Origin of the sequence: Pseudomonas sp. NFR16 (assembly GCF_900108875.1) — a bacterium.
Taxonomy (GTDB): Bacteria; Pseudomonadota; Gammaproteobacteria; order Pseudomonadales; family Pseudomonadaceae; genus Aquipseudomonas.
Genome location: NZ_FNYJ01000001.1, coordinates 1,119,601 through 1,144,080, shown reverse-complemented (window position 1 = coordinate 1,144,080; position 24,480 = coordinate 1,119,601). Strand labels below are relative to the sequence as shown.

At 61.9% G+C, this 24,480-nt stretch carries 20 protein-coding genes and 1 pseudogene; 11 read left to right on the top strand and 10 right to left on the bottom strand.

The features are described 5' to 3' along the window. The first annotated feature begins 74 nt into the window (after window positions 1-74). From BMZ10_RS05130 to pgm, 3 genes are all read left to right on the top strand, one after another. Complete coding sequence (locus tag BMZ10_RS05130; protein ID WP_093458938.1) at window positions 75-1,472, top strand: aminotransferase-like domain-containing protein; 1,398 nt, start codon at window positions 75-77, stop codon at window positions 1,470-1,472. A 131-nt stretch (window positions 1,473-1,603) separates the two neighbouring features. Next, window positions 1,604-3,958, top strand: a complete 2,355-nt coding sequence (locus tag BMZ10_RS05125; RefSeq protein ID WP_093458937.1) for an ATP-dependent DNA helicase — start codon at window positions 1,604-1,606, stop codon at window positions 3,956-3,958. A gap of 156 nt (window positions 3,959-4,114) precedes the next feature. Next, window positions 4,115-5,773: a phosphoglucomutase (alpha-D-glucose-1,6-bisphosphate-dependent) gene (gene pgm / locus BMZ10_RS05120; protein WP_093458936.1), complete on the top strand. Its 1,659-nt coding sequence runs from the start codon at window positions 4,115-4,117 to the stop codon at window positions 5,771-5,773. 186 nt (window positions 5,774-5,959) lie between these two features. Here pgm and BMZ10_RS05115 read toward each other — a convergent pair whose 3' ends face one another. Continuing rightward, complete coding sequence (locus tag BMZ10_RS05115; RefSeq protein ID WP_093460036.1) at window positions 5,960-6,655, bottom strand: pirin family protein; 696 nt, start codon at window positions 6,653-6,655, stop codon at window positions 5,960-5,962. A gap of 248 nt (window positions 6,656-6,903) precedes the next feature. Here BMZ10_RS05115 and BMZ10_RS05110 point away from each other — a divergent pair, with 248 nt between their 5' ends. Further along, a complete protein-coding gene (locus BMZ10_RS05110) occupies window positions 6,904-9,447 on the top strand; it encodes a UvrD-helicase domain-containing protein (protein ID WP_093458935.1) in 2,544 nt (847 codons plus the stop codon). 56 nt (window positions 9,448-9,503) lie between these two features. On the opposite strand, the gene BMZ10_RS05105 is transcribed toward BMZ10_RS05110, so the two are convergent. Continuing rightward, window positions 9,504-9,785 carry a DUF1652 domain-containing protein gene (locus tag BMZ10_RS05105; protein WP_093460034.1) on the bottom strand — a complete coding sequence of 94 codons (282 nt, stop codon included), beginning with the start codon at window positions 9,783-9,785 and terminating at the stop codon, window positions 9,504-9,506. Between the two features lie 625 nt (window positions 9,786-10,410). On the opposite strand from BMZ10_RS05105, the pseudogene BMZ10_RS28190 reads away from it, so the two are divergent. Further along, window positions 10,411-11,178, top strand: a pseudogene (locus tag BMZ10_RS28190) (MCP four helix bundle domain-containing protein); the annotation flags it as partial. Beyond that, entirely contained in the window at window positions 11,173-12,036 is an 864-nt protein-coding gene (locus BMZ10_RS28185) for a methyl-accepting chemotaxis protein (RefSeq protein WP_371265944.1), read from the top strand. The pseudogene BMZ10_RS28190 and the gene BMZ10_RS28185, both read left to right, overlap by 6 nt. Window positions 12,037-12,153: 117 nt before the next feature. On the opposite strand, the gene BMZ10_RS05095 is transcribed toward BMZ10_RS28185, so the two are convergent. The 8 genes from BMZ10_RS05095 to BMZ10_RS27365 form a co-directional block, all read right to left on the bottom strand. Further along, window positions 12,154-13,137, bottom strand: a complete 984-nt coding sequence (locus BMZ10_RS05095; protein ID WP_093458933.1) for a 2-hydroxyacid dehydrogenase — start codon at window positions 13,135-13,137, stop codon at window positions 12,154-12,156. Between the two features lie 16 nt (window positions 13,138-13,153). Beyond that, window positions 13,154-14,470, bottom strand: coding sequence for an MFS transporter (locus BMZ10_RS05090; protein WP_093458932.1), 1,317 nt, complete (start codon window positions 14,468-14,470; stop codon window positions 13,154-13,156). A 79-nt stretch (window positions 14,471-14,549) separates the two neighbouring features. Then, window positions 14,550-15,515: a sugar kinase gene (locus tag BMZ10_RS05085; RefSeq protein WP_093458931.1), complete on the bottom strand. Its 966-nt coding sequence runs from the start codon at window positions 15,513-15,515 to the stop codon at window positions 14,550-14,552. Further along, on the bottom strand, window positions 15,508-16,317 hold the full coding sequence (locus BMZ10_RS05080) for a sugar phosphate isomerase/epimerase family protein (RefSeq protein WP_093458930.1): 810 nt from the start codon (window positions 16,315-16,317) through the stop codon (window positions 15,508-15,510). The genes BMZ10_RS05085 and BMZ10_RS05080 overlap by 8 nt, the downstream gene beginning before the upstream one ends. Before the next feature lie 110 nt (window positions 16,318-16,427). Next, window positions 16,428-17,450: a LacI family DNA-binding transcriptional regulator gene (locus BMZ10_RS05075; RefSeq protein ID WP_093458929.1), complete on the bottom strand. Its 1,023-nt coding sequence runs from the start codon at window positions 17,448-17,450 to the stop codon at window positions 16,428-16,430. Between the two features lie 206 nt (window positions 17,451-17,656). Further along, complete coding sequence (locus BMZ10_RS05070) at window positions 17,657-18,496, bottom strand: ABC transporter permease (protein ID WP_093458928.1); 840 nt, start codon at window positions 18,494-18,496, stop codon at window positions 17,657-17,659. Continuing rightward, a complete protein-coding gene (locus BMZ10_RS05065; protein WP_093458927.1) occupies window positions 18,493-19,479 on the bottom strand; it encodes an aliphatic sulfonate ABC transporter substrate-binding protein in 987 nt (328 codons plus the stop codon). Before BMZ10_RS05065 ends, BMZ10_RS05070 begins: the two co-directional genes overlap by 4 nt. A 68-nt stretch (window positions 19,480-19,547) precedes the next feature. Beyond that, window positions 19,548-19,790 carry a hypothetical protein gene (locus BMZ10_RS27365; RefSeq protein ID WP_143070254.1) on the bottom strand — a complete coding sequence of 81 codons (243 nt, stop codon included), beginning with the start codon at window positions 19,788-19,790 and terminating at the stop codon, window positions 19,548-19,550. Window positions 19,791-19,827: 37 nt separating this feature from the next. On the opposite strand from BMZ10_RS27365, the gene BMZ10_RS05060 reads away from it, so the two are divergent. The 5 genes from BMZ10_RS05060 (at window position 19,828) to BMZ10_RS05040 (ending at window position 24,380) form a co-directional block, all read left to right on the top strand. After that, window positions 19,828-20,967, top strand: coding sequence for an MFS transporter (locus tag BMZ10_RS05060; RefSeq protein WP_093458926.1), 1,140 nt, complete (start codon window positions 19,828-19,830; stop codon window positions 20,965-20,967). A 192-nt stretch (window positions 20,968-21,159) separates the two neighbouring features. Then, on the top strand, window positions 21,160-21,840 hold the full coding sequence (locus BMZ10_RS05055; RefSeq protein ID WP_093458925.1) for a hypothetical protein: 681 nt from the start codon (window positions 21,160-21,162) through the stop codon (window positions 21,838-21,840). A gap of 80 nt (window positions 21,841-21,920) precedes the next feature. Continuing rightward, complete coding sequence (locus BMZ10_RS05050; RefSeq protein ID WP_093458924.1) at window positions 21,921-22,841, top strand: DNA-3-methyladenine glycosylase family protein; 921 nt, start codon at window positions 21,921-21,923, stop codon at window positions 22,839-22,841. 117 nt (window positions 22,842-22,958) lie between these two features. Continuing rightward, window positions 22,959-23,498, top strand: coding sequence for a methylated-DNA--[protein]-cysteine S-methyltransferase (locus BMZ10_RS05045; RefSeq protein WP_093458923.1), 540 nt, complete (start codon window positions 22,959-22,961; stop codon window positions 23,496-23,498). Window positions 23,499-23,576: 78 nt separating this feature from the next. Continuing rightward, window positions 23,577-24,380, top strand: coding sequence for an isocitrate lyase/PEP mutase family protein (locus BMZ10_RS05040; protein WP_093458922.1), 804 nt, complete (start codon window positions 23,577-23,579; stop codon window positions 24,378-24,380). Window positions 24,381-24,480: the final 100 nt, after the last annotated feature.

Below are 24,480 nucleotides of genomic sequence, written 5' to 3'. Positions count from 1 at the left end.
CTGCCTCGGCGCTGTGCTGCAATCGTGATTTTTCCAATGACCCTGCGCTCGGGCGCAAGGATGGGGTGTGTGCGATGAATAACAACAAGACCGATTTTGCCTATCAACTGGTGTACCGCTATCTGCTCAGGCTGACCAACGAAACGCCGCCGGGACCTGCGGTGCGCCTGCCATCCTTGCGCCTGCTGGCCAGACGTCTGCGGGTGTCGATCTCAACGGTGCAGAATGCCTACTCGCTGCTGGAGAAGGAAGGGCGGATCTGCTCGGTGCCCAAGTCCGGTTATTTCGCCTTGCCTCACCCGTGCAACGACATTCCCTGCGAGGGCGACGATGCGTTGCAGCGCTATCACGCCAGCGCCCGGCGTGCGGACATGTTTGTCTTCGGCGCCGACGAGCCGACGCTGTTGCAGTCGCTGGACGGCGCATTGCTGGGGCTGGAGCGCGACCTGATGCGCCACTATCCCTGTCAGCCAGACCCGCGTTTTCAACCGTTCGGCGACGTCGAATTGCGCTCGGCGCTGGCCGCGCACTACACCTCTTCCACGGAGCATTGCTGGCACCCGGATAACGTGTTCGTCGCGCCGGACAAGACCGCAGTGCTCAAGACTGTCGTCCAGGCGCTGCAACTGCAGGACAGCGCGGTGCTGGTCGAATCGCCGTGCGGCTGGAATATCCTGCGCACGCTGCAATCGTTCGGCATCCGTGTGATCGAGGTCTGCAGCGACGCACAGGGCGGCATTGATCCCGAGGAGCTCGGCGGGTTATTGCAGCACGAGCAGGTCAGGATGGTGATTCTGCCTTCGCAGATGGACCCGGTTCGCGGCCGGATGATGCCGGCCGAACAGCGTGCGCGACTCGCCGAGGTATTGAACCTTCATGGGGTCTGGGTGTTGGAGGACGACACCCACGGCGCGCTGTGTTTCGATCGGCAGAACCCGCCGCTGCGGGACCTGATCGATCCTGAGCGACTGCTGATCGTGGGCGCCTTCGACAAAATGATTGGCCTCGAGGCGCCGTTCGGCTACCTGCTCAGCCGACATTCCCGAGCCCTGTGGCATCAACAATTGCTGCTGCGTTCGTTTCGCCTGCCGCCGATTCGTCAGAAGGCAATCGCCCGACTGTACAGTTCTGGTCAGCTGGATCGGCACCTGGAGGTCCTGCGTTCGAGCCTGCAGTCCCGCCTTGGCGAGTTGTCGGCGATGGTGGCGCATTACCTGGGCGACGACGTTGGCTTTCAGGCACCGCAAGGCGGCGCAACGATCTGGCTGAACAGCCTTCACCGGGTCGACATGGGCCGCGTCTTCGAGCGTCTGCTCGAGCAACGCATCGTGATCGCGCCGGGCGAGCTGTTCAGTGTGCGCGGCCTGCATCAGCAGAGCCTGCGCATCAGCGGGACGGCGGACTGGAGTCAGGACATCGAGTCGATGTTGGTCGTGATCAAAGGTGCTCTGGTTCAAGAGCGCCTGGCCTAGCGCGACTCGGGTGGTGCCGAGATCCGGGCAGCGTCGCGGTTGGCTTTTTTCCAGCCTGGCGCCGCCATCGATCCATTTCCATTTGCCAGCGAAGGTGTCAGCTGTTATCTGTACGTCCGTCCAGTACCGCCATGCTCCGGCCAGCCGCTTTCGTGATTCCCGACACTTCTATCCGACCTGACGCCGACGTTGCAGCGCCCCCCGCGCTGTCGCCCGTTGCCCTCGATCCGCCTTCCGGTTATCGGGTCGCTGTGCGAGAGCTTTGCGAATTCACCGCCAAGACCGGCGATCTGGATCTGCGCTTCACCCCTTCGCCCACGGCGCAGGAGGGCATTGCCGGGCATCGTACGGTTGCGGCACGGCGCAATCCGACGTATCAGGCCGAAGTGCCGTTGTCCGGCGCCTTCCAGGAGTTGACCGTTCGGGGCAGGGCGGATGGCTACGACGCCACGCTCAACCAGCTGGAAGAGATCAAGACTTACCGCGGGGATCTCGACGCCCTGCCTGCCAACCATCGGCAGTTGCACTGGGCGCAGGCCAAGGTCTACGGTTGGCTGTTGTGCCAGCAGCTCGAACTGGCTGAGATCAACGTCGCGCTGGTCTATTTCAACATCATCAGCGAGCAGGAAACCCTGATTCGCGAGCGCTTCACTGCGTCTGAGTTGCAGGCCTTTTTCGAGCAGCAGGCGAGCCTGTTCCTGACGTGGGCGCGCCAGGAACTGGCTAACCGTGACGCACGCGACCAAGGGCTTAAGGCGCTGGCGTTTCCCCACCAGGGCTTCCGTCATGGCCAGCGCCATCTGGCCGAGTCGGTCTATAAAGCCGTGAGTACCGGGCGTTGCCTGATGGCTCAGGCGCCGACCGGCATCGGCAAGACCCTCGGCACGGTGTTTCCGATGCTCAAGGCGGCGCCGACACGCAAACTGGACAAGGTGTTCTTCCTCACGGCCAAGACGCCGGGGCGCAAACTGGCGCTGGATGCGCTGAACGTCATCGGACGCAGCGCGCCGCAGTTGGGCTTGCGAGTGCTGGAACTGGTGGCGCGGGACAAGGCGTGTGAGTACCCGGACAAGGCCTGCAACGGTGATTCCTGCCCGCTGGCCAAAGGGTTTTACGATCGGTTGCCTGCCGCGCGCAGCGATGCGCTGATTCAGCCCTGGCTGGATCAGGCAGGGCTGCGCCAGGTCGCCTTGCGCCATGAGGTGTGCCCCTACTATTTGAGTCAGGAGTTGGCACGCTGGGCGGATGTGGTGATTGCCGATTACAACTACTACTTCGACCTCAGCGCCTTGCTGTTCGGGCTGTGTCAGTTCAATCAGTGGCGCGTGGCGGTGCTGGTGGACGAGGCGCACAACATGGTCGAGCGCACGCGGCAAATGTACAGCGCAAGTCTGGATCAGCACGCCATGAACCAGGTGCGACAGGTAGCGCCGGAGCCCCTGAAAAAAGCGCTGCAACGGCTCAATCGCGAGTGGAATGCGCTGCACAAAGAGCAGGTCGCGCCGTATCAGGCCTACCCCGAAGCGCCGGCCCGGTTTCTCAATGCGCTGAGCCTGTGCGTGACCGCCTTCGGTGACTATTTCAACGATCATCCCCACGCAGCCAGCGGTGAGCTGCAGCGTTTCTATTTCGACGCGATTCAGTTCGGGCGTATCGCCGAGCTGTTCGACGCGCATTTTCTGTTTGATATCAGCAAGCGCGACGTCGGCAGCAAACGCGCGCTGTCGCGCCTGAGCCTGCGCAACGTGGTGCCTGCCGGTTTCGTCCGCCCCAGGCTGAGCGCCGCCGTCAGCACAGTGCTGTTTTCCGCCACCCTCAACCCTCGGCACTTTTACCGTGATTTGTTGGGGCTGCCTGAGACCACGGCCTGGATCGACGTGGAATCGCCGTTTCAGCGCGCGCAGCTGGAGGTGCAGATTGTCAGCCGCATCTCCACGCGCTACACCCATCGGCAGGCGTCGCTGGCGCCGATCGTGGCGCTCATGGCCGAGCAGTTTCAGCGTCGGCCCGGTAATTACCTGGCGTTTTTCAGCAGCTTTGACTATCTGCAACAGGTCGCCGAACTGATGCAAGGCAGCCATCCCCAGGTGCCGGTGTGGCTGCAGTCGCGCGGCATGGCCGAAGCCGAGCGTCACGCCTTTCTCGAGCGTTTTACCCCGGACAGTCAGGGGATCGGCTTCGCGGTGCTGGGCGGAGCGTTCGGTGAAGGCATCGATCTACCGGGGGCGCGGTTGATCGGCGCGTTCATCGCCACGTTGGGGCTGGCGCAGATCAACCCGGTCAATGAGCAACTGAAACAGCGCATGAGCCTGTTGTTCGGCGCCGGATACGACTACACCTATCTGTACCCTGGCATGCAGAAAGTGGTGCAGGCCGCAGGCCGGGTCATCCGCGGTCAGGAGGACAGCGGGGTGGTGGTGCTGATCGACGATCGTTTCGCTGAAAGCAAGGTCCGGCAGCTGTTGCCCGCCTGGTGGGCGCTGTAAGCTGGCATCCGCTCAATTGTCTCAAACGGTTACGGATCGATAGCCGAGCGCGGCGGTCCAACTGCCAGTAAACTGCCGCGCGGTCGGTGTTTGCCGGTTTCCCGATGTCTGTTTTTTCTGTCAATTCATCTTTTATTTCATCCACGGAGGTTTCGCATGAGTATCAGTCCATTCGCGGGCAAACTGGCGCCTGCAGAATTGCTGGTCGATCTTCCTCGCCTGGTGACGGCGTATTACACCGGTCAGCCGGATGCGTCGGTCGCGACCCAGCGGGTTTCCTTCGGCACTTCCGGGCACCGTGGCAGCTCCTTCGACCTGAGCTTCAACGAATGGCACGTGCTGGCCATCAGTCAGGCCATCTGCCTGTACCGCCAGGCCAATGGCATCGACGGCCCGCTGTTTCTCGGCGCCGATACTCACGCGTTGTCCACGCCCGCCGCGGCGACCGCGCTGGAAGTGCTGGCCGCCAATGGCGTCAACGTAATGATTTCTCAGGATGACGAGTACACGCCGACACCTGCGGTCTCCCACGCCATCATCTGCTACAACAAAGGCCGCAGCACTGCGCCCAATTCCGGCCTGGCTGACGGCATCGTCATCACCCCGTCGCACAACCCGCCAGAGAGCGGCGGTTTCAAATACAACCCCACTAACGGCGGCCCGGCCGACTCGCACATCACCAAGTGGATCGAGAACAAGGCCAACGAACTGCTCGCCGAGAAGATCGTCGGCGTGACGCGCATGAGCCACGAAAAGGCACTGCGGGCCGACACGACCCATCGCCATGACTACCTCAACACCTATGTTGCGGACCTGAAGAACGTCATCGACATGGACGCCATCCGTGGCGCGAATCTGCGCCTGGGCGTCGATCCGCTGGGCGGCGCGGGCGTACGTTACTGGTCGGCGATCGGTGAGCATTACGGCCTGAATCTGGACGTGGTCAACACGTTCGTCGATCCGACTTTCCGCTTCATGAGCGTGGACTGGGACGGCAAGATCCGCATGGACCCGTCGTCGAGCTTTGCGATGCAGAGCCTGATCGGACTCAAGGATCGCTATCAGGTCGCCTTCGCCTGCGACCCGGATCACGATCGCCACGGCATCGTCACGCCGACCGGTGGCTTGCTGGCCCCGAACAATTATCTGGCGGTGTCCATCGACTACCTGTTCCAGAACCGTCCTGACTGGCGGGCCGATGCGGCCGTGGGCAAGACCGTGGTCAGCAGCGGCATGATCGACCGGGTGACCCAGCGTCTGGGCCGCCGCTTGTATGAAGTGCCGGTGGGCTTCAAGTTCTTCGCCGAAGGTTTGTATGAAGGCACCTTGGGCTTCGGCGGCGAAGAGAGCGCCGGCGCGTCGTTCCTGCGTCGCGACGGCAGCGTCTGGACCACCGACAAGGACGGTCTGATTCCGGCATTGCTGGCGGCTGAAATCCGGGCCCGCAAGGGCCGCGATCCAAGCGAGATGTACAAGGCGCTGACTGACGAGCTCGGCGAGCCTGTCTCGACCCGGGTAGAAGCCAAGGCCAATTTCGAGCAGAAGGCCTTGTTGAGCAAGCTGTCGCCAGAGCAGGTGACCTCGACGGAGCTGGCGGGCGAGAAAATCACCAGTATCCTGAGTAAGGCGCCGGGCAATGATCAGGCGATCGGCGGTTTGAAAGTCATGACCGAGAACGGCTGGTTCGCGGCGCGGCCTTCGGGGACTGAGGACATCTACAAGATCTACGCCGAGAGCTTCAAGGGCGAGGATCACCTCAAGCGTCTGGTGGCCGAGGCGCAAGAGTTGGTGGATGCGGCGATTGCGCCCAAGTGATCCGAGAGGGCGCCAACCGGCTGCTGAACCCCTGCAAGGATAAACCCCCTCGCGCGTTCGCGAGCAAGCGCGCCCCTGCAGGGTTTTAGCGTCTGGGAGTGAACCCGTCGCCTAAAGCCGGAAATGCCAAAAGCCCCGATTGCCTGGCAAGTCGGGGCTTTTGCTTATTTCACTGCCGTGGTCGGATCAGGCCACGTCCACCAGAACGATTTCGCTGTCCTCGATGGCGGTGACGCGCAACACGCGTTCCTGTTCCACTGCGACACCATCGCGGGCTCCGGCGCGCAGACCGTTGACTTCGATGATCCCGGTTGCGGGCACCAAGTACGCACGACGACCCTCGTCCATGGCGTACTCGGCGGTCTCACCCGCTTTCAGATTGGCCGCCACCAGACGGGCATTGGCACGGAGGCGCAGTTCGATGTCATCGTCCGCCTTGCCGCTTGCCAGCGTCACGAACCCTTCGCGGTTGCCTTTGGGGAACGGCTTGGCGCCCCAGGAAGGCGGAGCACCGACTTCGTCCGGCATGATCCAGATCTGGAAAATGCGCGTTTCCTTCGACTCCAGGTTGTACTCGCTGTGGGCCACGCCGGTGCCGGCGCTCATCACTTGCACGTCGCCCGCTTCAGTACGGCCGCGGTTGCCCAGGCTGTCTTCGTGGGTGATCGCGCCTTCACGAACGTAGGTGATGATTTCCATGTCACGGTGCGGATGGCGGGGGAAGCCAGTGCCGGCTTCGATCACGTCATCGTTCCATACCCGCAGCTGGCCCCAGCTCATGCGGCTTGGATCGTAGTAGTTGGCAAACGAGAAATGGTGGTGGGCGTTCAGCCAGCCATGGTCTGCGCCGCCCAGGGATGTGAAAGGTCTAAGTTGCAGCATGATCAGTTCCTCCATTAGCAGGGCCGGGCCGTTTCGCTGGGCACCGCTGGTTAGTCGATGGAGCCATGATCGATCAATTTAACATCGATAAAAAGCGTAAGTTTTGCGTGATTATGATCGAAATACTAGATGGTTTTGCTCTTTCCGATGAGAGTTTCTACCTGCCCTTGATCGGCTAAGCCCATGACCGCAAAGCATTTCGCTGGAGCTTGTCGGCAAATGCAGCGACCATAGGCGCATTTTTCAAAATGCTGAAACCCGGAGCCTGCGTGTCGCACGATTTTCCTGCCGAGCCACCTCATTCGCTGCCCGTCGATCTGCCCCCTGATCTGATCACCCCAGAGCGCCTGCCATTCTTCAAACGCCTGCTCGTCCGCGTCCTGGGCAGCAGCCTGAACCGCTTGCAGGCGCAGCACGTGCCTTCCTGGAAACAGGGCCACGCCGACGGGTATCTCAATGGTCACGTCGAAGGCATGAACGAGGGTTACGCCGAAGGGCATCTGGATGGCGTGCAGGAGGGGCGGCAGGTGCTGGTGATCCGGGACACGCGCCCGGCCGGGCATCGCGGTCCGAAAGTGGACGATCACCTGTTCGATGACTGGCGCCTGCCCCTGAGCAACGAGCTGAAGAAGCGCATCAAGGCCGACGTGGCGCAACGCCTGTCGGAGCATTCACAGCCCACCACCGCGCAATGGAAGATGATCTTCAGCGACACGCCGTCGACGTATGTCATCGCCGGTGCCGGTGCGGGTAAATCGACATCGCTGGTGCTGCGGGTGTTGTTGCTCCATCACTATCTGGGCTTCGAGCTGGATTCGATGACGGTGGTGACGTTCACGCGTGAATCACGCAAGGATTTCGTCAACAAACTCATCGATGTCTTCGCGCTGTGGGGGCATGACCTGACGCTGCGTCAGGCGCGCGAGGTGGTGCGCACCTTCCATTCGCGCATCCTGCCGCTGGTGCGCAGCCTGCCGGGCTTCGAGCAGTTGCAGGCATTCGAGAACCTCAGCAGCCAGAGCGGCACGTTATTCGGCAATCCGTCGGGGGAAGACCTGGCCGACAGCAACCCCTTCGATTTGCGCATCAACGACGCCCAGCGCCAGCAGCTCAATCTGTGTTACCGCGACCTGTACGCGGCCAATTCGCGATTTCGTGAAGTGATGGCGCCGCTGTACCGGCATTCGCTGCAGCTCAAGGCGCTGGACCGCGATCACCCGGATGTGCAGAAGCGCATCACGGTCATGGGTTTGTCTTCCCGGCGCGATGAGGAGCTGTGCGACGTCATCGAAGACCTGTGGATCCGCGCGGGCGCCTGGCCGATCCAGGGCGTCGAGCCCATGCGCCAGACGGTCGAAGTCAGCGGGCTGACGTTCCACGTTCATGGTTACGCAGCCGAGCTTGATGCATGGATCGTACTGGGCTTCGACCCGAGCGAGGATCAGCACCTGCGGCGTCCCGACGCCAAGCTGCCGGTCTGGGCCGAGTGGGTGATCAAGCGCACGCTGTTTCAGGCCTTCTGTCGCAAGCCGGTGATCTGGCTGGAGAACTATGAAGCGTCGCGCGGGATGATGCAGTCGCTGTCGGGCGCGGCAGTCGCCGGTCCCGGTTTCGATTACAAGGTGAAAGGCGAATTGAGCGCCGCGCCCTTGCTCGATTGCTTTGTGGCGGCGGCGAATTTCATCGAAAACCTGGGCCTGGATGTGCCTGATGCAGTGTCGCGCATGACCTTCTCCGAGCAGGATCCCGACCGGTTTTTCTTCGAAGGCCTGAGTCTGTTCTGGAAGGCGTTCGAATACCATCTGCTGGACCAGACGCCGCCGGTGATGACCTATAACCGGATGTTTTCGCTGTTCGGGGAAAATTCGCCGGAAAACCTCAAGCTGGTCAGCGACGACGGCTTGCGCCCTCTGTCGCACCTGATGATCGACGAATTCCAGGACGTCTCGCCGCAGATCGTCTCCTGGATCCGGGCGAGCCTGCGCGAAGTGCGCAGTCGTGGCACGGCGTTGCAGGCGGGCAGGGGCGCGCAGCGTTCCTCACTGCTCTGCGTGGGCGATGACTGGCAGTCGATCTACGGCTGGCGCGGCAGCTCCCCGAAATTCTTCATGGAGTTCGCCAAAGAGTTTTCCTCACCTGCAACGACGCGGGTCATGCTCAGTGACAACTTCCGCAGCCATCAACACATCATCGACGCCGCCGAGCACATCGTGCGCGCAGCGCCTGCCATCAGCGGCAAAAAAGCCAGGGCCAGCGGCGATGTGCAGGAGCTGCTGCCGGTGACGGTGCTCGATCGCGACGATGAAGCGTTGATGAACCGCCTCAGCGAGCATTATCACGCCGGGGATTCGGTGCTGCTGCTGTACCGCAAGGGCAGTGAACGGGCGCGACTGCCTGAAGCCCTGCAGGCGCTGGCCGACGCTGATTACGCACGGCCGCCGCAGGAACGTCGCCTCAAACAACTGACTTATCACAGCGCCAAGGGCTTGCAGGCCGACGCCGTGTTCCTGCTCGGTGATTGCCAGCACCTGACCCAGTCACCCTGGAAGAATCAGGTGTATGGCCTGGCGGGGCTGGGCAAGGAAGGCGATCTGGAGGCGTTCGACAACGCGCAGAAAGATGAAGTCCTGCGCCTGGCGTACGTGGCGATCACCCGCGCCGTGCGCCATTGCTACTGGTTCATCGATGCCGTGGGCAGCGAAGAAGCAGGCATCGCCAAGGCCTCGGCGCGGATTGCCGCTGACAAGGCATTTTTCGAAGATCGGCGAGGTGTGGCGGTGAGCGAAGCGTGATGCACGCGCAACGGTGTAGGGCCGTTCGCGCGGGACGTTGAAGGCAACAGCGGGACTCAGGCCCTGTTCAGGTAATCGATCCGAGACGGGATGAAGGTCTCCAGTTCCAGCTCGATGGCCTCGATGATGCGCTCCACGTCCATTGCGTTCATGACCGTCGCGCACGGAATACCAGCGATGGCGATCACCGTTTCACCGCTTTCACGGTCGAACAGGCGCGCAACCATACTGCTGGGCGCATCCATATTGGCTTCAAAGCCTACAGGATGAAAATGCCAGCGCATCAGCTGGCAGGCATTTGGGAACGTGACTTTATTCATGGCGCCCACCTCGTTCAGTCGAGCATTTCCGAAGCTCCGCAGGGTAGGAAAAAGGTGTGTCGGCGCGACGCTGTCGAGGAACGTCCTCTTGCGGGACCTCGGCGGCATGCCGCTTGGCTTTCCCGTTCTTCGTATCTGGTGCACGATCACAAGTCAGGTAAAGGTAGCACCGACTTCTGACAGAAATGGGAAAAAAATCCTACGGAATCAAAAATTTTACATTTCATTGATCTCGATTCGGCTCGTTATTACCTCACCGCAGGAAAACTCATTGCTGAATCGATATTCTGTTCTAAGGCACTGCGCCATTATGAAAGGGTTATCTGGGTAAGGCGTTTTAGGAAGCGCGAATTAGAGCCATTCACCGCATTTCAACATAAGTTATCAACGCGCCTTACTGTCACGCGGCGTCACGCGCAAACGTTTTACCTGAATACTTTGGATCCAGTAAACATGTGTTTTAAAAAATAATACGCACGACGCTGAATAAAACTAAAGGTCTGGCCGATAGCCCGTTCAGGTGCAGTCGAAACGCGTCATCGCGTTTCGATTGCAGCCGTCATCTACCGAAGAGACGAATAAAGTTTCTGGTGTTTGATTCACGCATGGATGCACTCAGCCGGATCTTTTAGAGAGATATTCCATGTCGATAAGAAACATGAACATTGCGCCTCGCGCATTTCTGGGGTTCGCCTTCATCGCGGTACTGGTGATCGGACTGGGCTTTTTCTCGATCAACCGGATGGCGCTGATTCGAGAGGCGACCACCGACATGGAGACCAATCAGCTTCCCAGTGTGAGTTATCTGGGCACCATGCTGGAAAACAGCCTGCGCTTGCGCATCACGTCGTTCCGCACGCTGGTCAACCGTGAGCCGGCCTCGTTGCGCGAAACAGAGGGGCGCATCGCTGAATTGATCGGCAAGTTACAAGACGCAAAAAAGAACTATGCAGCGCTGCCGGCAGAGGGCGAAGAACTTTCGGTGTATCGACAATTTGACGCCACACTTACGACGTTCCTCGAAGTGCAGGCTCAAGTACTGGAACTCTCGCGCCAGGAAAAAACCGAAGAAATGCGCAACTTGATCAACACGCGAATGAAAGAGGCCACCGACCTCATGGGTGTTCAGATCAACCAGTTGATCGCCATCAATAAACAGGGCGCCAGTGATGCGGCAGTTGCTTCCAAACAGCAATATGACAGTGCCAATGTCGGTATTGTTGCCGTGTCGGTAGTTGCCGTTGTACTCACGGTCATCCTTGCCTGGTTGTTGACCCGAAGTATCGTCAGCCCGCTGGCCAGAGCGGTTCGTGCGGCCGAAGAGATTGCCGGTGGCGACCTGACCCGGCCCATCGAAGTGGACGGCAAGGACGAAGCTGCGCACCTGTTGAAGTCGCTGGCGACGATGCAGCAGAACCTGCGCAAGACCATCGAGCTGATCTCCGGCTCCTCGACCCAACTGGCTTCGGCTGCCGAAGAGCTCAGCGCGGTCACCGAAGAGTCGTCCCGCGGATTGCAGCAGCAGAACAACGAAATCGAACAGGCGGCCACGGCGGTCAACGAGATGACCGCTGCGGTGGAAGAAGTGGCGCGTAACGCCGTATCGACCTCCGAAGCGTCGCAGCAATCCAACCAGACGGCGCGTCAGGGCCGGGATCGGGTGGTGGAAACGGTCAGGTCGATCCAGGAGATGACCCAGCAGATCCAGGCCACGACCGGTCTGGTGGAAGGCCTGGCGGAGCAGGGACGTGACATCGGCAAGGTGCTTGACGTGATCCGCTCTATAGCCGAGCAGACCAACTTGCTGGCCCTGAACGCCGCGATCGAGGCGGCCCGGGCAGGTGAGGCCGGGCGCGGGTTCGCGGTGGTGGCTGACGAAGTGCGTGCGCTGGCGCACCGTACCGCGCAATCGACCACTGAAATCGAACAGATGGTGGCGGGCATACAGACTCGCACCGGCGATGCCGTTCAGTCGATGTCGCGCAACACTGACAGCACTCGCAGCACGCTGAACCTGGCCAATTCGGCGGGCGACGCACTGGAGTTGATCACCGAAGCCATTTCGCAGATCAACGAACGCAACCTGGTGATCGCCAGCGCTTCGGAAGAGCAGGCGCAAGTGTCGCGGGAAGTGGATCGCAATCTGGTGAACATTCGCGACCTGGCTGCCCAGACGGCCGCCGGTGCCAACCAGACCAGCGCAGCCAGTCATGAACTGTCGCGTCTGGCGGTGGACTTGAAGGCGATGGTGTCGCGGTTTGTGATTTAAGAGGGTCAGCCAGCGGGGCTGCACGCGGAACGCAGGCGTGCCCGCGAATGCCGAGGATGTCTGATGCATCGAGGCATTGGACGGGTCGTCATCGCGGGCATGTGTCGGGCCAGTCGGTCAGCGAGGGTTCCAGGCCGAAGGGTTGACCAGATCCTGCGGTTTGTCCCCGGACAACGCGCTGATCATGTTGTCCACGGCACAGCGGGCCATGGCTTCACGGGTTTCGTCAGTGGCCGAGCCCATGTGCGGGGTCGCCACGACGTTATCCAGTTGCAGCAGCGGCGAATCGGTCTGGATCGGTTCGCGTTCGAAGACATCCAGGCCTGCTGCGCGGATCTGCCTGTTCTGCAGCGCCGCGATCAGCGCCTGCTCATCGACGACTTTGCCCCGGGCAATGTTGATCAGGATCGCTTGCGGACGCATCAGCGCCAATTGCTCGGCCCCGATCAGGCGTTCGGTCTGCGCCGTCAACGGCACGGTCAGGCAGACGAAGTCCGACTCGCGCAACAGGTCTTCCAGGCTGCGGTACTGCGCATCGAAACGGGCTTCAACGTCTGGCTTGGGCGAGTGGCTGTGGTACAGCACCGGCATGCCAAAACCGAAATGGCCGCGTTGCGCCACGGCTTCACCGATTCGGCCCATGCCAACGATGCCCAGCGTCTTGCCGTGAACATCGGTGCCGAAATGCTCAGGCCCGATGTTCTGCGTCCAGCGACCGTCACGGACCATGCTTGCCAGCTCTACAACCCGCCGCGCGGTGGCCATGATCAACGCGAAACCAGTGTCGGCGGTGGTCTGCGTCAGCACATCCGGCGTGTTGGTCAGCAGGATGCCGCGACGGGTCAGATCGTCAATGTCGTAGTTATCGACGCCCACCGAGACACTGGACACGGCTTTCAGCTTCACGGCGCGATCCAGCAATTCGGCGTCCAGTTTCAGGCTGGCGCCCAGCAGGCCGTCGGCGTGGGGCAGGGCGTCGCGCAGTCGCGCCATGCCCTCGTCCGACTTCACGTCTTCGATCAGCGTGACGTCGGCGTGGGCCTGCAAGCGCTGCATCAGCGCCGGCGACAGTTTCTTGTAGAGAACCACGTGCTTGCTCATTCAACTCTTTCCCGAATCAAGGGTGGGCGGGTGTGCGACGAACCTCGGGCTCATCGCGCAGCGGCTTTGCTGTGTTGTCTGGCTTGAGCATCAGGGTCAACAGCACTGACACCAGCAGCGAGCCGCTCATGAATAGATAAGACGCGCTCAATGTGCCGGTCGCGCCGTTGAGGTAGCCGACCAGGTACGAACCTGCGAAAGACCCCAGCGCGCCCAGGCTGTTGATCAAGGCCATGGCACCACCGGCCACGTTGGCGGGCAGGATCTCCGGCACGATGGCGAAAAACGGCCCGTAAGGCGCGTACATGCAGGCGCCGGCGATCACCAGCAGCGAGTAGGACCACCAGAAATGCTCGGTGCCCAGCGCATACGAGGCGTAAAACGCAACGGCGGCCAACAGCAGCGGCGGCCAGACGAACAGTTTGCGTTTCTGCAGTTTGTCCGACGCCCAGGACACGATGACCATGCCGATCACGGCCGCCAGATACGGCAGTGCCGACAGCCAGCCGGCTTCGACCATGTCCATCTGCATGCCTTTCTTGATGATGGTCGGCAGCCACAGGACGAAGCCGTACACGCCGATGCTCCAGCAGAAGTACTGCGCGGCCAGCAACAGAACCCGAGGCGAACGGAACGCTTCGGCGTAGTTTTTCACCGGCTTGATGCCCACCTGCTCGGCGTCGAGGCGAGTCTGCAGTTCGGTTTTCTCCTCAGCGGTCAGCCACTTGGCCTGCGCCGGGCGTTCGTCCACCAGACGCCACCAGATGAATGCCCAGATCACCGCTGGCAGGCCTTCGACGATGAACATCCAGCGCCAGCTGAAATGGGCCACCAGATACCCTGACACCACCGACATCCACAGCATCGTCACCGGGTTGCCGAGAATCAGCACAGTGTTGGCGCGCGAGCGTTCGGCCTTGGTGAACCAGTAGCAGAGGTACACCAGCATCGCCGGCATCACGGCGGCTTCCACCACACCCAGCATGAAGCGAATGCCGATCAGCATGTAGGCATTGGAGACGATACCGGTCAGGGTGGCCAGAGCGCCCCACAGGATCAGGCTGACGAAAATGAGCTTCTTCACGCTTTTCTTTTGCGCGTAGATGGCGCCGGGCACCTGAAAGAAGAAGTAGCCGAGGAAGAACAGCGCGCCCAGCAGCGACGACATGCCGGGGGTGATGTGCAGGTCTTCGGCCATGCCCGACGCTGCGGCAAAGCCGTAGTTGGCGCGGTCAAGGTACGCCAGGCTGTAGGTGATGAAGACGATCGGCATGATCAGCAGCCAGCGACGTTTGAGGCCGGCGTGTTTCACGGTTTCGAGTAGCTTTTCCATTTCGCGCTCCCTGAGCATGTTTTTTTTGTCGCAGCAGGTGATGGAGAACAACGTGTGCACACAGGTTGATGAAAGTCGGTCAGGCGATCTGCTTTCGCGGCGATGCCTTGAGCTCTGCCGCTTGCAGCGCCGCGCGGGTTGGCAGGCCTTCCATGTCGCCGCGGCTCTGTACGGCCTGGCTGCCGATCCAGTTGCCGCGGGCGGTGGCTTGCTCGAAGCCGAGGTTTTCCAGCAGCGCGCTGATCACCCCGACTGCAAAGCCGTCGCCAGCCCCTACGGTGTCCACGACATTGGCCACCGGCACGCCCGGCACGAAGGCTTCGGTGAGCTGGGTGCGGTAGTAAGCGCCCTTGGCACCCAGCTTGATCACGACGGCTTCGACGCCCATGTCCAGGTAGAAGCGGGCGATGTCGGCAGGCGTGTCGAACCCGGTCAGCAATTCGCCTTCCGCCAGGCCAGGCAGCACCCAGTCGGCGAGGCTGGCGAGGTGGTTGACCTCACGAATCATCGTCGCCTGACTGGACCACAGCGATGGCCGCAGGTTGGGGTCGAACGACACGCTGCGTCCGGCGTTGCGCATCTGCGTCATCAGTTCGCGGGACAATGCGCGGCAGCTGTCGGACAGCGCGGCCGGGATGCCGGTGGCGTGCAGGTGACGCGCCTTGAGCAGCGGGGCAACGATGTCGTCGACCGAGAGGTGACTGGCCGCCGAGCCGCGACGGAAGTACTCCACCACGGGATCGGCGCCTTCGAGCTCCAGCGACTTGAACTGAAAGCCGGTGGGGTGTGCCGGGTCGACAGCGACGTGGGCACAGTCCACGCCTTCTCTCTGCAGGCTGTCGATGACGAAACGGCCCATGGAATCGTCGCCGACCCGGCTCAGCCAGGCCACGTTGAAACCCAGCCGCGACAAGCCGATGGCAACGTTGCTGTCAGCGCCGGCGATGCGCTTTTCGAAATGACGCACCTGCGCCAGATCGCCGGTCTGCTCGGCCACCAGCATGGTCATGGTTTCGCCGAACGAGAGGATATCGAGATCAGACATGGCTCAGCGCCTCCGTGGATGCTGGCGAATGGCGCTGGCCGAGGCGGGCAAGGTAAGCCACCTGTTCGCGGGTTATCTGCAGCAGGTCGTCGCCTTGCAACGGGTATTCGATGGCGCGGGGTAGGCCGACAGGCATGTGCTTGAGCAATTGCTCCCACAGGTGCAGATCGGTCTGACGGGGCGGTACCGCGACCAGTTTGCCCGAGGCGTTGCGCGACACCGCCTTGCAGTGTACGTATTCAACGTACGGCCCGAGTTGTTCCGCGGCGCTGCGATTGGATTGTCCTTGCCACAGCCAGTTGCCGATATCGAACGTCATGCCGATAGGCAGTTGCAGCGCCTTGACCTGCGCGAAGAAAGCACTGAACGGCTCGATGCGCCCGCCCTGTGGCGTCTGATCGTTTTCCACCAGCAATTGAACGTCATGACGGCTCAGGCAATCGGCGAGAGCAGCGAAGTCTTTGTCGCCGTCGAAGTGACCCAGCGACACTTTCAACCACGCGGCGCCACAGGTGCTGGCCCTGCGCAGGGTCGGTTCGAGCTGCGGGTTTGGCAGGGTCTGACCTTCCAGCCACAACTCCAGGGGCGCGGAATACAGGCACTCCAGCCCTTGAGCCTGAATGGCCTGGGCCAGCGCCGGAAAGTCTTGCTGGCTGAGTTCGGCAGTGAAGAGCTCTTCGCGCAATTCGATGCGCGTGACACCGGCTTCCACCAGCAGCGGGATGAAGCTGGCCTGACCACGCTCGCGCACAAGGTCTGCACCGAAGGCGCCCAGGCTGATGGCAACGGGGAATCGACTCATTGTTATTGTCCTCTGAAACCGGTTTCATTTTTATTCGAACGGGCGAAATCGAGAAAAGTTCGCCACGGGCTGCAGGTCACTGACCCGCGGTAGCCGAGATACAAGACGGGTCAGGGTCGTCGTCGCGTGGAGCCACGCACAATCAGCTCTGCGGGGAAATCGTAACTGCGTACCGGCTCCTGATCGCCGCGCAGGCGATTGAGCAGGCATTCGAAGGCTGTCACGCCCATGTCGTGGGTTGGTTGCGCGAGGGAAGTGATGCCGCTGCCGACCAGCGGATACCAGTCCAGCTCATCGAGGGCGATCAGGCCAATGTCGTCGAACAGATGGCAGCCAAGGTCATGGAGCAGGCGCGTGCTGCTCAACGTCGCGACGCCGTTGCTGGTGAACAGCGCCTTCGGGCCAGCGCCCGTGGCGGCAAGAAAGGCCTGCAATTGATCGCGCAGCTGCGCGCCGGTTTCCCGGACCTGCCCGTGCATGTCGGGGCGCAGGGCAATCTGGGCATTGAACGCGTCGACTCGCTCGATCCGGGAGCTGGTGCCGTCCTGCGGCTCAGTGATCATCAGAATGTCGCGATAGCCGGCTGCGTGCAGGTGATTGAGGGCCTGTTTGACGGTTGCAATGTTGTCCAGCCCGACCAGATCGCTCTGCAACTGATCGACTTTACGGTCCACCAGCACCATCGGCAGTTCGCTGTGCAACTCAAGAAGTTCGTCAAGATGATGGCCCAAGGTGTTCACGATCAGGCCTTCGATGTTGTACGAACGCAGAGCCGCCAGATGAAGGCGCTCCTGCTCGTCATCGCGATCGGTGTTGCACACCACCAGGCTGTAGCCGTGTTTGCGGCAGGCGGTTTCGACGCCATGCATGACGGCCACGGAATAGGGGTTGCGGATATCGGCCACGAGCATGCCGATCAGACGCGTGCGGCCACGTTTGAGTCCACGCGCCATCTGGTTGGGGCGATAGCCGAGGGTTTCGATGGCCTGCTCGATCCGTTGCGCGATGGCTTCGGAGAGCAGTTGCCGGTCTTCGCCGATGAATCGCGAGACGCTGGCTTTGGAGACGCCTGCCAGATCGGCAACGTCGTTCATGGTGACGCGGGCGCGCGTCGGGACGGAAGTCGTGTTCATGGCCTGACCCTTATTGGATTTATCAGCAGGCTTTTACGCAAAGCAGGTAATGCTTTGAAACCGGTTTCAGGAAACACCAAAGCGAACCGGTCGTCAACTCGGCATCGGATAAAAGGTGAGGGGCTTCAGGCGGCTGTGACAGGGAATGGCCACGCCGGCGGGCGCCTGAAGGCGTAAGCATGCTCACGCCTTCAGGTTCGGCCGGATCAGTTATTGCCTTTAAAGGTGTCGCGCCACGACAGCAGGCGTTTTTCCAGCATTGCCAGCACGCCATCGGTCAGTTTGCCGAGCAATGCCAGGACAATGATGGCCGCGAGCACGATGTCTGGCCGCGAGGTTTCGCGCCCGTCGCTGAGCAGATAACCCAGGCCTTTGGTGGCGGCAATCAGTTCAGCGGCCACCAGAAACATCCAGGCCAGGCTCAGGCCTGAACGCAACCCGGTGAGCAGGCCGGGCAGGGCGGCGGGCAGAAACAGATGCAGGATCATCTGGCGGCGACTGAAGCGGTACATCCTGCCGACTTCAACCAGCTTGCGATCAATCCCGCGAATGGCCGCCACGCCGTTGAGATAGACCGGGAAAAACGCGCCGATGGCGATCAGCACGATCTTCGAGGTTTCGCCGATGCCCAGCCACAACAGCAACAGTGGCACCCAGGCCAGGCTGGGGATCGAGCGCAGCCCGGCGAACGTTGGTTCCAGATAGGCTTCCGCCTCGCGGCTCAGGCCCACCCACGCTGCGAACACCAGCGCCAGGCCGGCGCCGATCGCAAAGCCGGACAGCACCCGAACGAGACTCGCGCCGATGTGCTTCCACAGTGCGCCGTCGGCCAAATCGGCGAGGGTCGAGGCAATCTCGCTGGGCGCCGGCATCTGGTAGGACTGGACCCAGCCAATCCGGACCACGACTTCCAGTAACAGCAGGATCGCGACAGGCACGGCGAGGCCTTTGAGGCGGCTGCGCCAGCGGCCGGTGGCTGCCCGCACGGGCCGTTCGGCAGTGGTCGCCGCGTCGGATTTCAGGGTGGCTGACCGGGCGCTGTTCATGGCTTGCCGATGACGGCTTTGCCAAACGCTGGATCAATCAACTGATCGATGACCTCATCGACATGAGTACCTTTGCGCACCAGCTCCTCGGACACCAGAATCGGCGCCGCGGCCTTGGACGCGGCAACGTCCTTGTCGGTCAGCTGCGGGCTGCTCAGGTCGGTGCGAGACAACTGCAATTTGGCGACATCCAGCGGCAGACCCGATTCCGTTGCCAGCAGTTGAGCAAATTCTTCCGGATTTTTCAGCGCCCATTCACGGGCTTTCTCGTACGCGCCAATGACCGTCTTGATCGCTTGCGGATGCTCCTTGGCATAGCGCTCAGTCACGCTGACGACGCCGTAACTGTTGAAGTCCTTGTTGCGATAGAGCAGGCGCGAACCGGCCTGGATTTCGCTGGCGGCCATGTGCGGATCGAGGCCGGCCCAGGCATCGACGTCGCCTTTTTCAAGCGCGATCCGCCCGTCCGGGTGTTGCAGGTGAAGCAGTTCGACATCGTCTTTGCTGAGCCTGGCCTGTTGCAAGGCGCGTAGGGTGAACAGGTAAGGGTCGGTGCCTTTGGTAGCGGCGATCTTCTTGCCCTTGAGGTCCGCTACGGTCTGCAGCGTCGAGTCCTTGCGCACCACCAGCGCGGTCCATTCGGCGCGGCTGTAGACGTAAACCGATTTGATCGGGCTGCCGTTGGCGCGCGCCAGCACGGCGGAAAGACTGGCTGAAGAGCCGAAATCGGCGCCGCCGCTGTTCAGGTATTCCAGCGAACGGTTGCTGCCCTGACTGAAAACCCACGTGACTTTCGTTTCGGGCAGCGCCTTCTCCAGCCAGCCAAAATGTTTGAGCACGAGGCTGACAGGGGAGTAATAGGCGTAATCGAGGTGAAGCTCGGCTGGCGGAGCTTCTGCCGCCTGGGTCAGCGGATGCAGGGTCAGGGCCAAGGCACCGGCCAAAAGCTTCAACGCGGTGGGAATGCGGGAAAAAACGGTCATGTTCATATCCATTCGGAGGGCGGAAGCTGCGCGTGGCTGCTTATGTCGAAATCAGCAGTCAGCACGAGTCAGCCTGCATAAATGGAATATTGCAGGCTTTGTGCCATGCAACTGCTCGCGTAGATCGCACCCTTTACTGCTGCCGGAGGTTTCGGAGCAGTTGAATGAGTGGCAATTTGCTGAGGTGCTGTTGCTGGAGAAACACTTTGCTGGGTGATGCCCTTTAGGAGGTCGCTGCGCGGGGTCGCTGTCAGGATTTCCGCTAGAAAAAATGCGCTGATGCGGTTGTCAGACGCCTCGCCGGTGGTCATGCTCCTGCTACAAATTTGTTACAGGACCTTTCCGCGCATGCCTGCCGACGCTGCCCGTAATGCCGATCTTGCCTCCCGACGTTCCGCCACCATTCTCGGTTTGTGCCTGCCCAGCGATGTGCTGCTGTACCTGCTGTTGCCGATGAACGCCGATGCGTTCGGCGTCAGCCTGGCCCAGGCCGGGGTGCTGCTGGCAGCCAATCGGCTGGTGCGGATTTTCGGCTACGGCTATGTCGTGCGTTTTTATGCCGAACGGGGCGACAGGGCGGCGTTGACGCTGGCGGCGCTGGTGTCCGTCATCTGCGCGCTGGGCAACTCGTTCATCACCGGGTTCTGGATGCTGTTGGTGCTGCGGCTGGGGTGGGGCCTGAGTTACGCCGCGCTCAATCTTTCCACCCAGGCGCTGGCCACTTCAGAGGCGGGCGGGGCGGCGCGCCGCTCCGGGCGATCCCGCGCGATCATCGCGGTCGGGCCGATGCTGGCGTTGCCGATCGGCGCACTGATCAGCCTGTACTTCGGGCCGCGGCTGATTTTTCTGATTCTGGCGCTGTGTTCGTTAGTGGGGCTGTGGCTGGCCCGGGGCCTGCCCGCAGCGCCTCACGCGATGCCGAGTCGCAGCGGGCGTCGGTTCAAGCGGCCGGACAGCGTGGCCATGTGGTCATTCATCGAAGGCGTCGCGCTGGACGGGCTGTTCATTTTCGGCCTGTCGCTACAGGCGCAGCATGTGCTGGGAGGTAACGCGGTGGTGATCGCCGGGGTGTTGCTGGCGCTGCGGTATGTCTCGGAGATGCTCTTGAGCCCGCTCGGTGGGCGTGCCGCTGACAGCTTCGGCGCGGTGCGCATGCTGGTGGTGTTTTCCGCAGCGACGGCCGTGGCGCTGACCGCGTTCGGCCTGCACTGGCTGATCATCGGCGCAGGCGGCGTGCTGATTCTGCGGGCGTTGCAGCTGCCTCTGGTGACCACCCTGGTCGCCGAACGTAACCCCGGCACCGGGCGTGTTCAGGCGCTGGCGGGCAATGCGGTCTGGCGCGACGTCGGCGCCGGGGTCGGTCCGTTGCTGGCGGGCGTGGTCTTGCCGATCGCATCGCCGGTCTGGGTTTACAGCCTGGCAGGTCTTGCCGTGGTGATCAGCGCCATAATCTGCAGCCGATATACCCCTCAGGCCGACGCTGCTTGAGGCGATGCAGTCGACCGTTCGGCGAATAATCCGGTAAATCAGACGTTTGCGTGCAACCTCTCAAGCATTTTCTCCTCTCATGGTCATTCTTTATAGGGACATGAAGCCTCGTGACGCTTGAGGCGCAGAAGATGCGACAGGGACGTTGAACAGGGCCTCGCGCCCCTCACGCATGAACAGCACCGGGCCTTTATGAGCATTTCCGATTCACTTGCCATCTCACGCGCATTTCAGCGTCTAACCTGGCTTCTGCCGCCCGTACTCATCGTCTGCACTGCTATTTTCTGGTTCGCCGCCGGCAAAGGTGTCCACGCCGAGCCCAAGAGCGGCACGCAAACGCTGGTGTTTCTGCGGCACGCTGAGAAGCCCGACATGGGCCTGGGGCAATTGAACTGCCAAGGCCTGAATCGCGCCATCGACCTGTCCACTGTATTGCCCGAGACCTTCGGCAAGGCCGATTTCATCTTTGCTGCCAACCCCAGTCGTCATGTCGAAGAAGGTGAGGGCGATCATTCCTACAGCTATTTGCGCCCGCTGATGACCGTCGGCCCGAGCGCGATCAAACTGGGCCTGCCGGTCAACATCGACTACGCCGCCAACGACACCGGCGACCTGGCCGACGAATTGATGCGCGACAAATACCACAACGCCACGATCTACACGGCCTGGTCCCATGGCTATCTGCCCGAATTGATCAACAAGGTCGCGCAAGAAGCCTCGGGCAAGGACCTCAAGCTGGTCGACGAGTGGATTGGCGATGACTTCGATTCGGTGCTGGTGCTGACGCTCAAGTGGGACAACGGCAAGGCCACGCTGCACTACGAGAACCACAAGCAGAACCTGAATGACGGGGCAATCGGCTGCCCGACGTGAGCTACGGTGCGCCGAGGTTTTGTATCCGCGTGCAGATTGCGTTAGCTTCCTGCTGACGTTTTATTTCCGGCCCCTTCGACATGCTGCAGACCGATCACCTTCAGGCCACCCGTCAACTGCCGTTCAAGCGGCCTTTTGACTGGCAGCGCATGCTCGACTTCTTCGCTGCCCGGGTGACGGCCGGCGTCGAGGCAGTGATCGATGGCGTGTACCTGCGCAACATCGAGTTCAACGGCAGTGCAGGCACGTTGTCGGTGGCGCTGGCGCCGCACACGGATCACCTGATTGTCACCGTTCACGGCGAAGTCAGCCGCCATATCGATGAACTGGTCGTGCCGGTTTCGCACATGTTCGATCTCTACGCGGACCCTCACGTCATCGACCCCAGTCTGGCGAGCGACCCTTGGCTGGCGTCGTTGGTACAGGCACGCCCGGGGCTGCGGGTGCCGGGGGCGTTTTCAGGTTTCGAGCTGGTGGTGCGCACCATCGTCGGCCAGCAGGTCAGCGTCAAAGGCGCGACGACGATCGTCGGCAGGCTGGTGCAGCGGGCCGGGGTTCAGATTGGCGAAAGCGCCAGCGAACCACTGGCCTGGCGTTTCCCGACGCCAGATGCATTGGCGCGCGCGAACCTGGACAAGATCGGCATGCCTGGCAAGCGCGTTGACACTTTGCAGCGTCTGGCGGCGTCGGTTGCCAGTGGCGAGCTCGTCCTCGATGCGCGCGCGGGCCATGTCGATGAGCGCAGGCGCCAGTTGCTGGCGCTGTCAGGCATCGGCCCGTGGACCGTCGAATATGTAGCGATGCGCGCCTGGCGCGACCCGGACGCGTGGCCGGCCTCGGATCTGGTGTTGATGAATCTCATGACCTTGCAGGACCCGAGCCTGACGCGGCTGGCGCTGCACAAAGTCCGTGCAGAGGCCTGGAAACCGTGGCGCGCCTACGCGGCGATGCACATCTGGAATTCGGCCGCGGATGTCGCCGGCAAGGCCAAAGGCGGCTGATTCGGCATTCGATCGCAAGAACTGGATGGCCCGCCGCACACGCGTCGACCGATAGTATGGACACACCCCGCTGCGCCGCCGTTCGCAGCGTACGACTGTAGATAAGGAGTGACCCTGATGACCTTTACCTACCGTTTTGTCGATTCCCCGGTCGGTCGGCTGAAGCTGGTCGCCAAGGGCGAGTGCCTGGCGGCCATTCTCTGGGAACATGAGCGCGCAAACCGTGTACTTCTGGGTGAGATGGCCGAGGACCGTGGCAGCGAGATCATTCAGCGCGCACAGGCGCAGCTTGCCGAGTATTTCGCCGGGACCCGCAATCAGTTCGAACTGGCCCTGGACTTTCACGGCACCGACTTCCAGAAGAAAGTCTGGCAGGCGTTGCTGACCATTCCCTTCGGTGAGACCCGCAGCTATCGCGAGATCGCTGTCCAGGTCGGCAATCCGGCGGCGGTGCGTGCCGTGGGCGCGGCCAATGGGCGCAATCCGATCTCCATCGTCGCGCCGTGCCACCGCGTGATTGGCAGCTCCGGTGCGTTGACCGGGTTCGCCGGCGGACTCAGCGCCAAGCAGTGGTTGCTGACGTTGGAGGGGCACCGCCTGCCAGCGTCGTACACGCAAGCGCAAGCGCTCCCGTCGCTGCAGGGATCGCTGTTCTAGACTCAGCGCTGGCCACGTCCGGCGGGAGCGCAAGATGCTGCTCCGCCCTCATTGAGTGTCACCCCAAGGAGATGAAACATGCCTGCTTCTGCCCAAACGTTTCGCGATCTGCACCACCAGCCCACCGTCCTGCGCCTGCCCAATGCCTGGGATGCGGGCAGCGCCAGGCTGTTCGAAAGCGTCGGCGCCAAGGCCATCGCCACCACCAGCGCCGGTGTCGCCTGGGCTCAGGGCTATGCCGACGGGCGGGAGTTGCCGATGGACGTGGCGGTCAGCGTGGTGGCCAGTATTGCCAAGCTGATCAAGGTGCCGCTGTCGGTGGACATTGAAAACGGCTACTCCGACGATCCGCACACCGTCGCGCAGAACGTCAAGCGCATCCTCGATGCAGGCGCCGTGGGCATCAATCTGGAAGACGGGCCCGATGCGCCGCACCTGTTGGCGCGCAAGATTGAGGCGATCAAAACCATGGCGGCGAACAGCGGCCTGGACGTATTCATCAATGCCCGCACCGACGTTTACCTCGCCAGCCTGGTCGACGAAGGGCTACGCGTCGAGGAAACGCTGAAGCGCGGCAACCTGTACCGGCAGGCGGGCGCGGACGGGCTGTTCGTCGCCGCGCTGGTGGATGTCGGGCAGATCGAGGCCGTGGTGCAGGGCGTTGACCTGCCGATCAACCTGTTGGCGCGGCCAGGCCTGCCTGATGCCGAAGGCCTGGCGAAGCTGGGCGTGCACCGCTTGAGCGCCGGGTCCAGCGTCGCCCAGACCTTGTGGGGGCAAGCTGAAATTCTGGCCCGGGGGTTCCTCGAGCAGGGCCTTTCGGAGCCCGTTACCCAGAGCAACCTGACGTACCCGCAGATTCAGGCGCTGTTCGGCCACTGACCAGCGTGAGTGGCTGACGTGACGATGGCTGTTCACGTCGGCCAATCGCCTGATGTTCGCGTTCTCTGATGTGGGAAATGTCATCAGCGGATAAAAGGCG

Bases quoted from the DNA above. Each gene is read 5' to 3' on its own strand.
- BMZ10_RS05130 (WP_093458938.1), top strand. From the start codon at position 75: ATGAATAACAACAAGACCGATTTTGCCTATCAACTGGTGTACCGCTAT.
- BMZ10_RS05125 (WP_093458937.1), top strand. From the start codon at position 1,604: ATGCTCCGGCCAGCCGCTTTCGTGATTCCCGACACTTCTATCCGACCT.
- pgm (WP_093458936.1), top strand. From the start codon at position 4,115: ATGAGTATCAGTCCATTCGCGGGCAAACTGGCGCCTGCAGAATTGCTG.
- BMZ10_RS05115 (WP_093460036.1), bottom strand. From the start codon at position 6,655: ATGCTGCAACTTAGACCTTTCACATCCCTGGGCGGCGCAGACCATGGC.
- BMZ10_RS05110 (WP_093458935.1), top strand. From the start codon at position 6,904: ATGCTGAAACCCGGAGCCTGCGTGTCGCACGATTTTCCTGCCGAGCCA.
- BMZ10_RS28185 (WP_371265944.1), top strand. From the start codon at position 11,173: ATGCAGCAGAACCTGCGCAAGACCATCGAGCTGATCTCCGGCTCCTCG.
- BMZ10_RS05095 (WP_093458933.1), bottom strand. From the start codon at position 13,137: ATGAGCAAGCACGTGGTTCTCTACAAGAAACTGTCGCCGGCGCTGATG.
- BMZ10_RS05090 (WP_093458932.1), bottom strand. From the start codon at position 14,470: ATGGAAAAGCTACTCGAAACCGTGAAACACGCCGGCCTCAAACGTCGC.
- BMZ10_RS05085 (WP_093458931.1), bottom strand. From the start codon at position 15,515: ATGTCTGATCTCGATATCCTCTCGTTCGGCGAAACCATGACCATGCTG.
- BMZ10_RS05080 (WP_093458930.1), bottom strand. From the start codon at position 16,317: ATGAGTCGATTCCCCGTTGCCATCAGCCTGGGCGCCTTCGGTGCAGAC.
- BMZ10_RS05075 (WP_093458929.1), bottom strand. From the start codon at position 17,450: ATGAACACGACTTCCGTCCCGACGCGCGCCCGCGTCACCATGAACGAC.
- BMZ10_RS05070 (WP_093458928.1), bottom strand. From the start codon at position 18,496: ATGAACAGCGCCCGGTCAGCCACCCTGAAATCCGACGCGGCGACCACT.
- BMZ10_RS05065 (WP_093458927.1), bottom strand. From the start codon at position 19,479: ATGACCGTTTTTTCCCGCATTCCCACCGCGTTGAAGCTTTTGGCCGGT.
- BMZ10_RS27365 (WP_143070254.1), bottom strand. From the start codon at position 19,790: ATGACCACCGGCGAGGCGTCTGACAACCGCATCAGCGCATTTTTTCTA.
- BMZ10_RS05060 (WP_093458926.1), top strand. From the start codon at position 19,828: ATGCCTGCCGACGCTGCCCGTAATGCCGATCTTGCCTCCCGACGTTCC.
- BMZ10_RS05055 (WP_093458925.1), top strand. From the start codon at position 21,160: ATGAGCATTTCCGATTCACTTGCCATCTCACGCGCATTTCAGCGTCTA.
- BMZ10_RS05050 (WP_093458924.1), top strand. From the start codon at position 21,921: ATGCTGCAGACCGATCACCTTCAGGCCACCCGTCAACTGCCGTTCAAG.
- BMZ10_RS05045 (WP_093458923.1), top strand. From the start codon at position 22,959: ATGACCTTTACCTACCGTTTTGTCGATTCCCCGGTCGGTCGGCTGAAG.
- BMZ10_RS05040 (WP_093458922.1), top strand. From the start codon at position 23,577: ATGCCTGCTTCTGCCCAAACGTTTCGCGATCTGCACCACCAGCCCACC.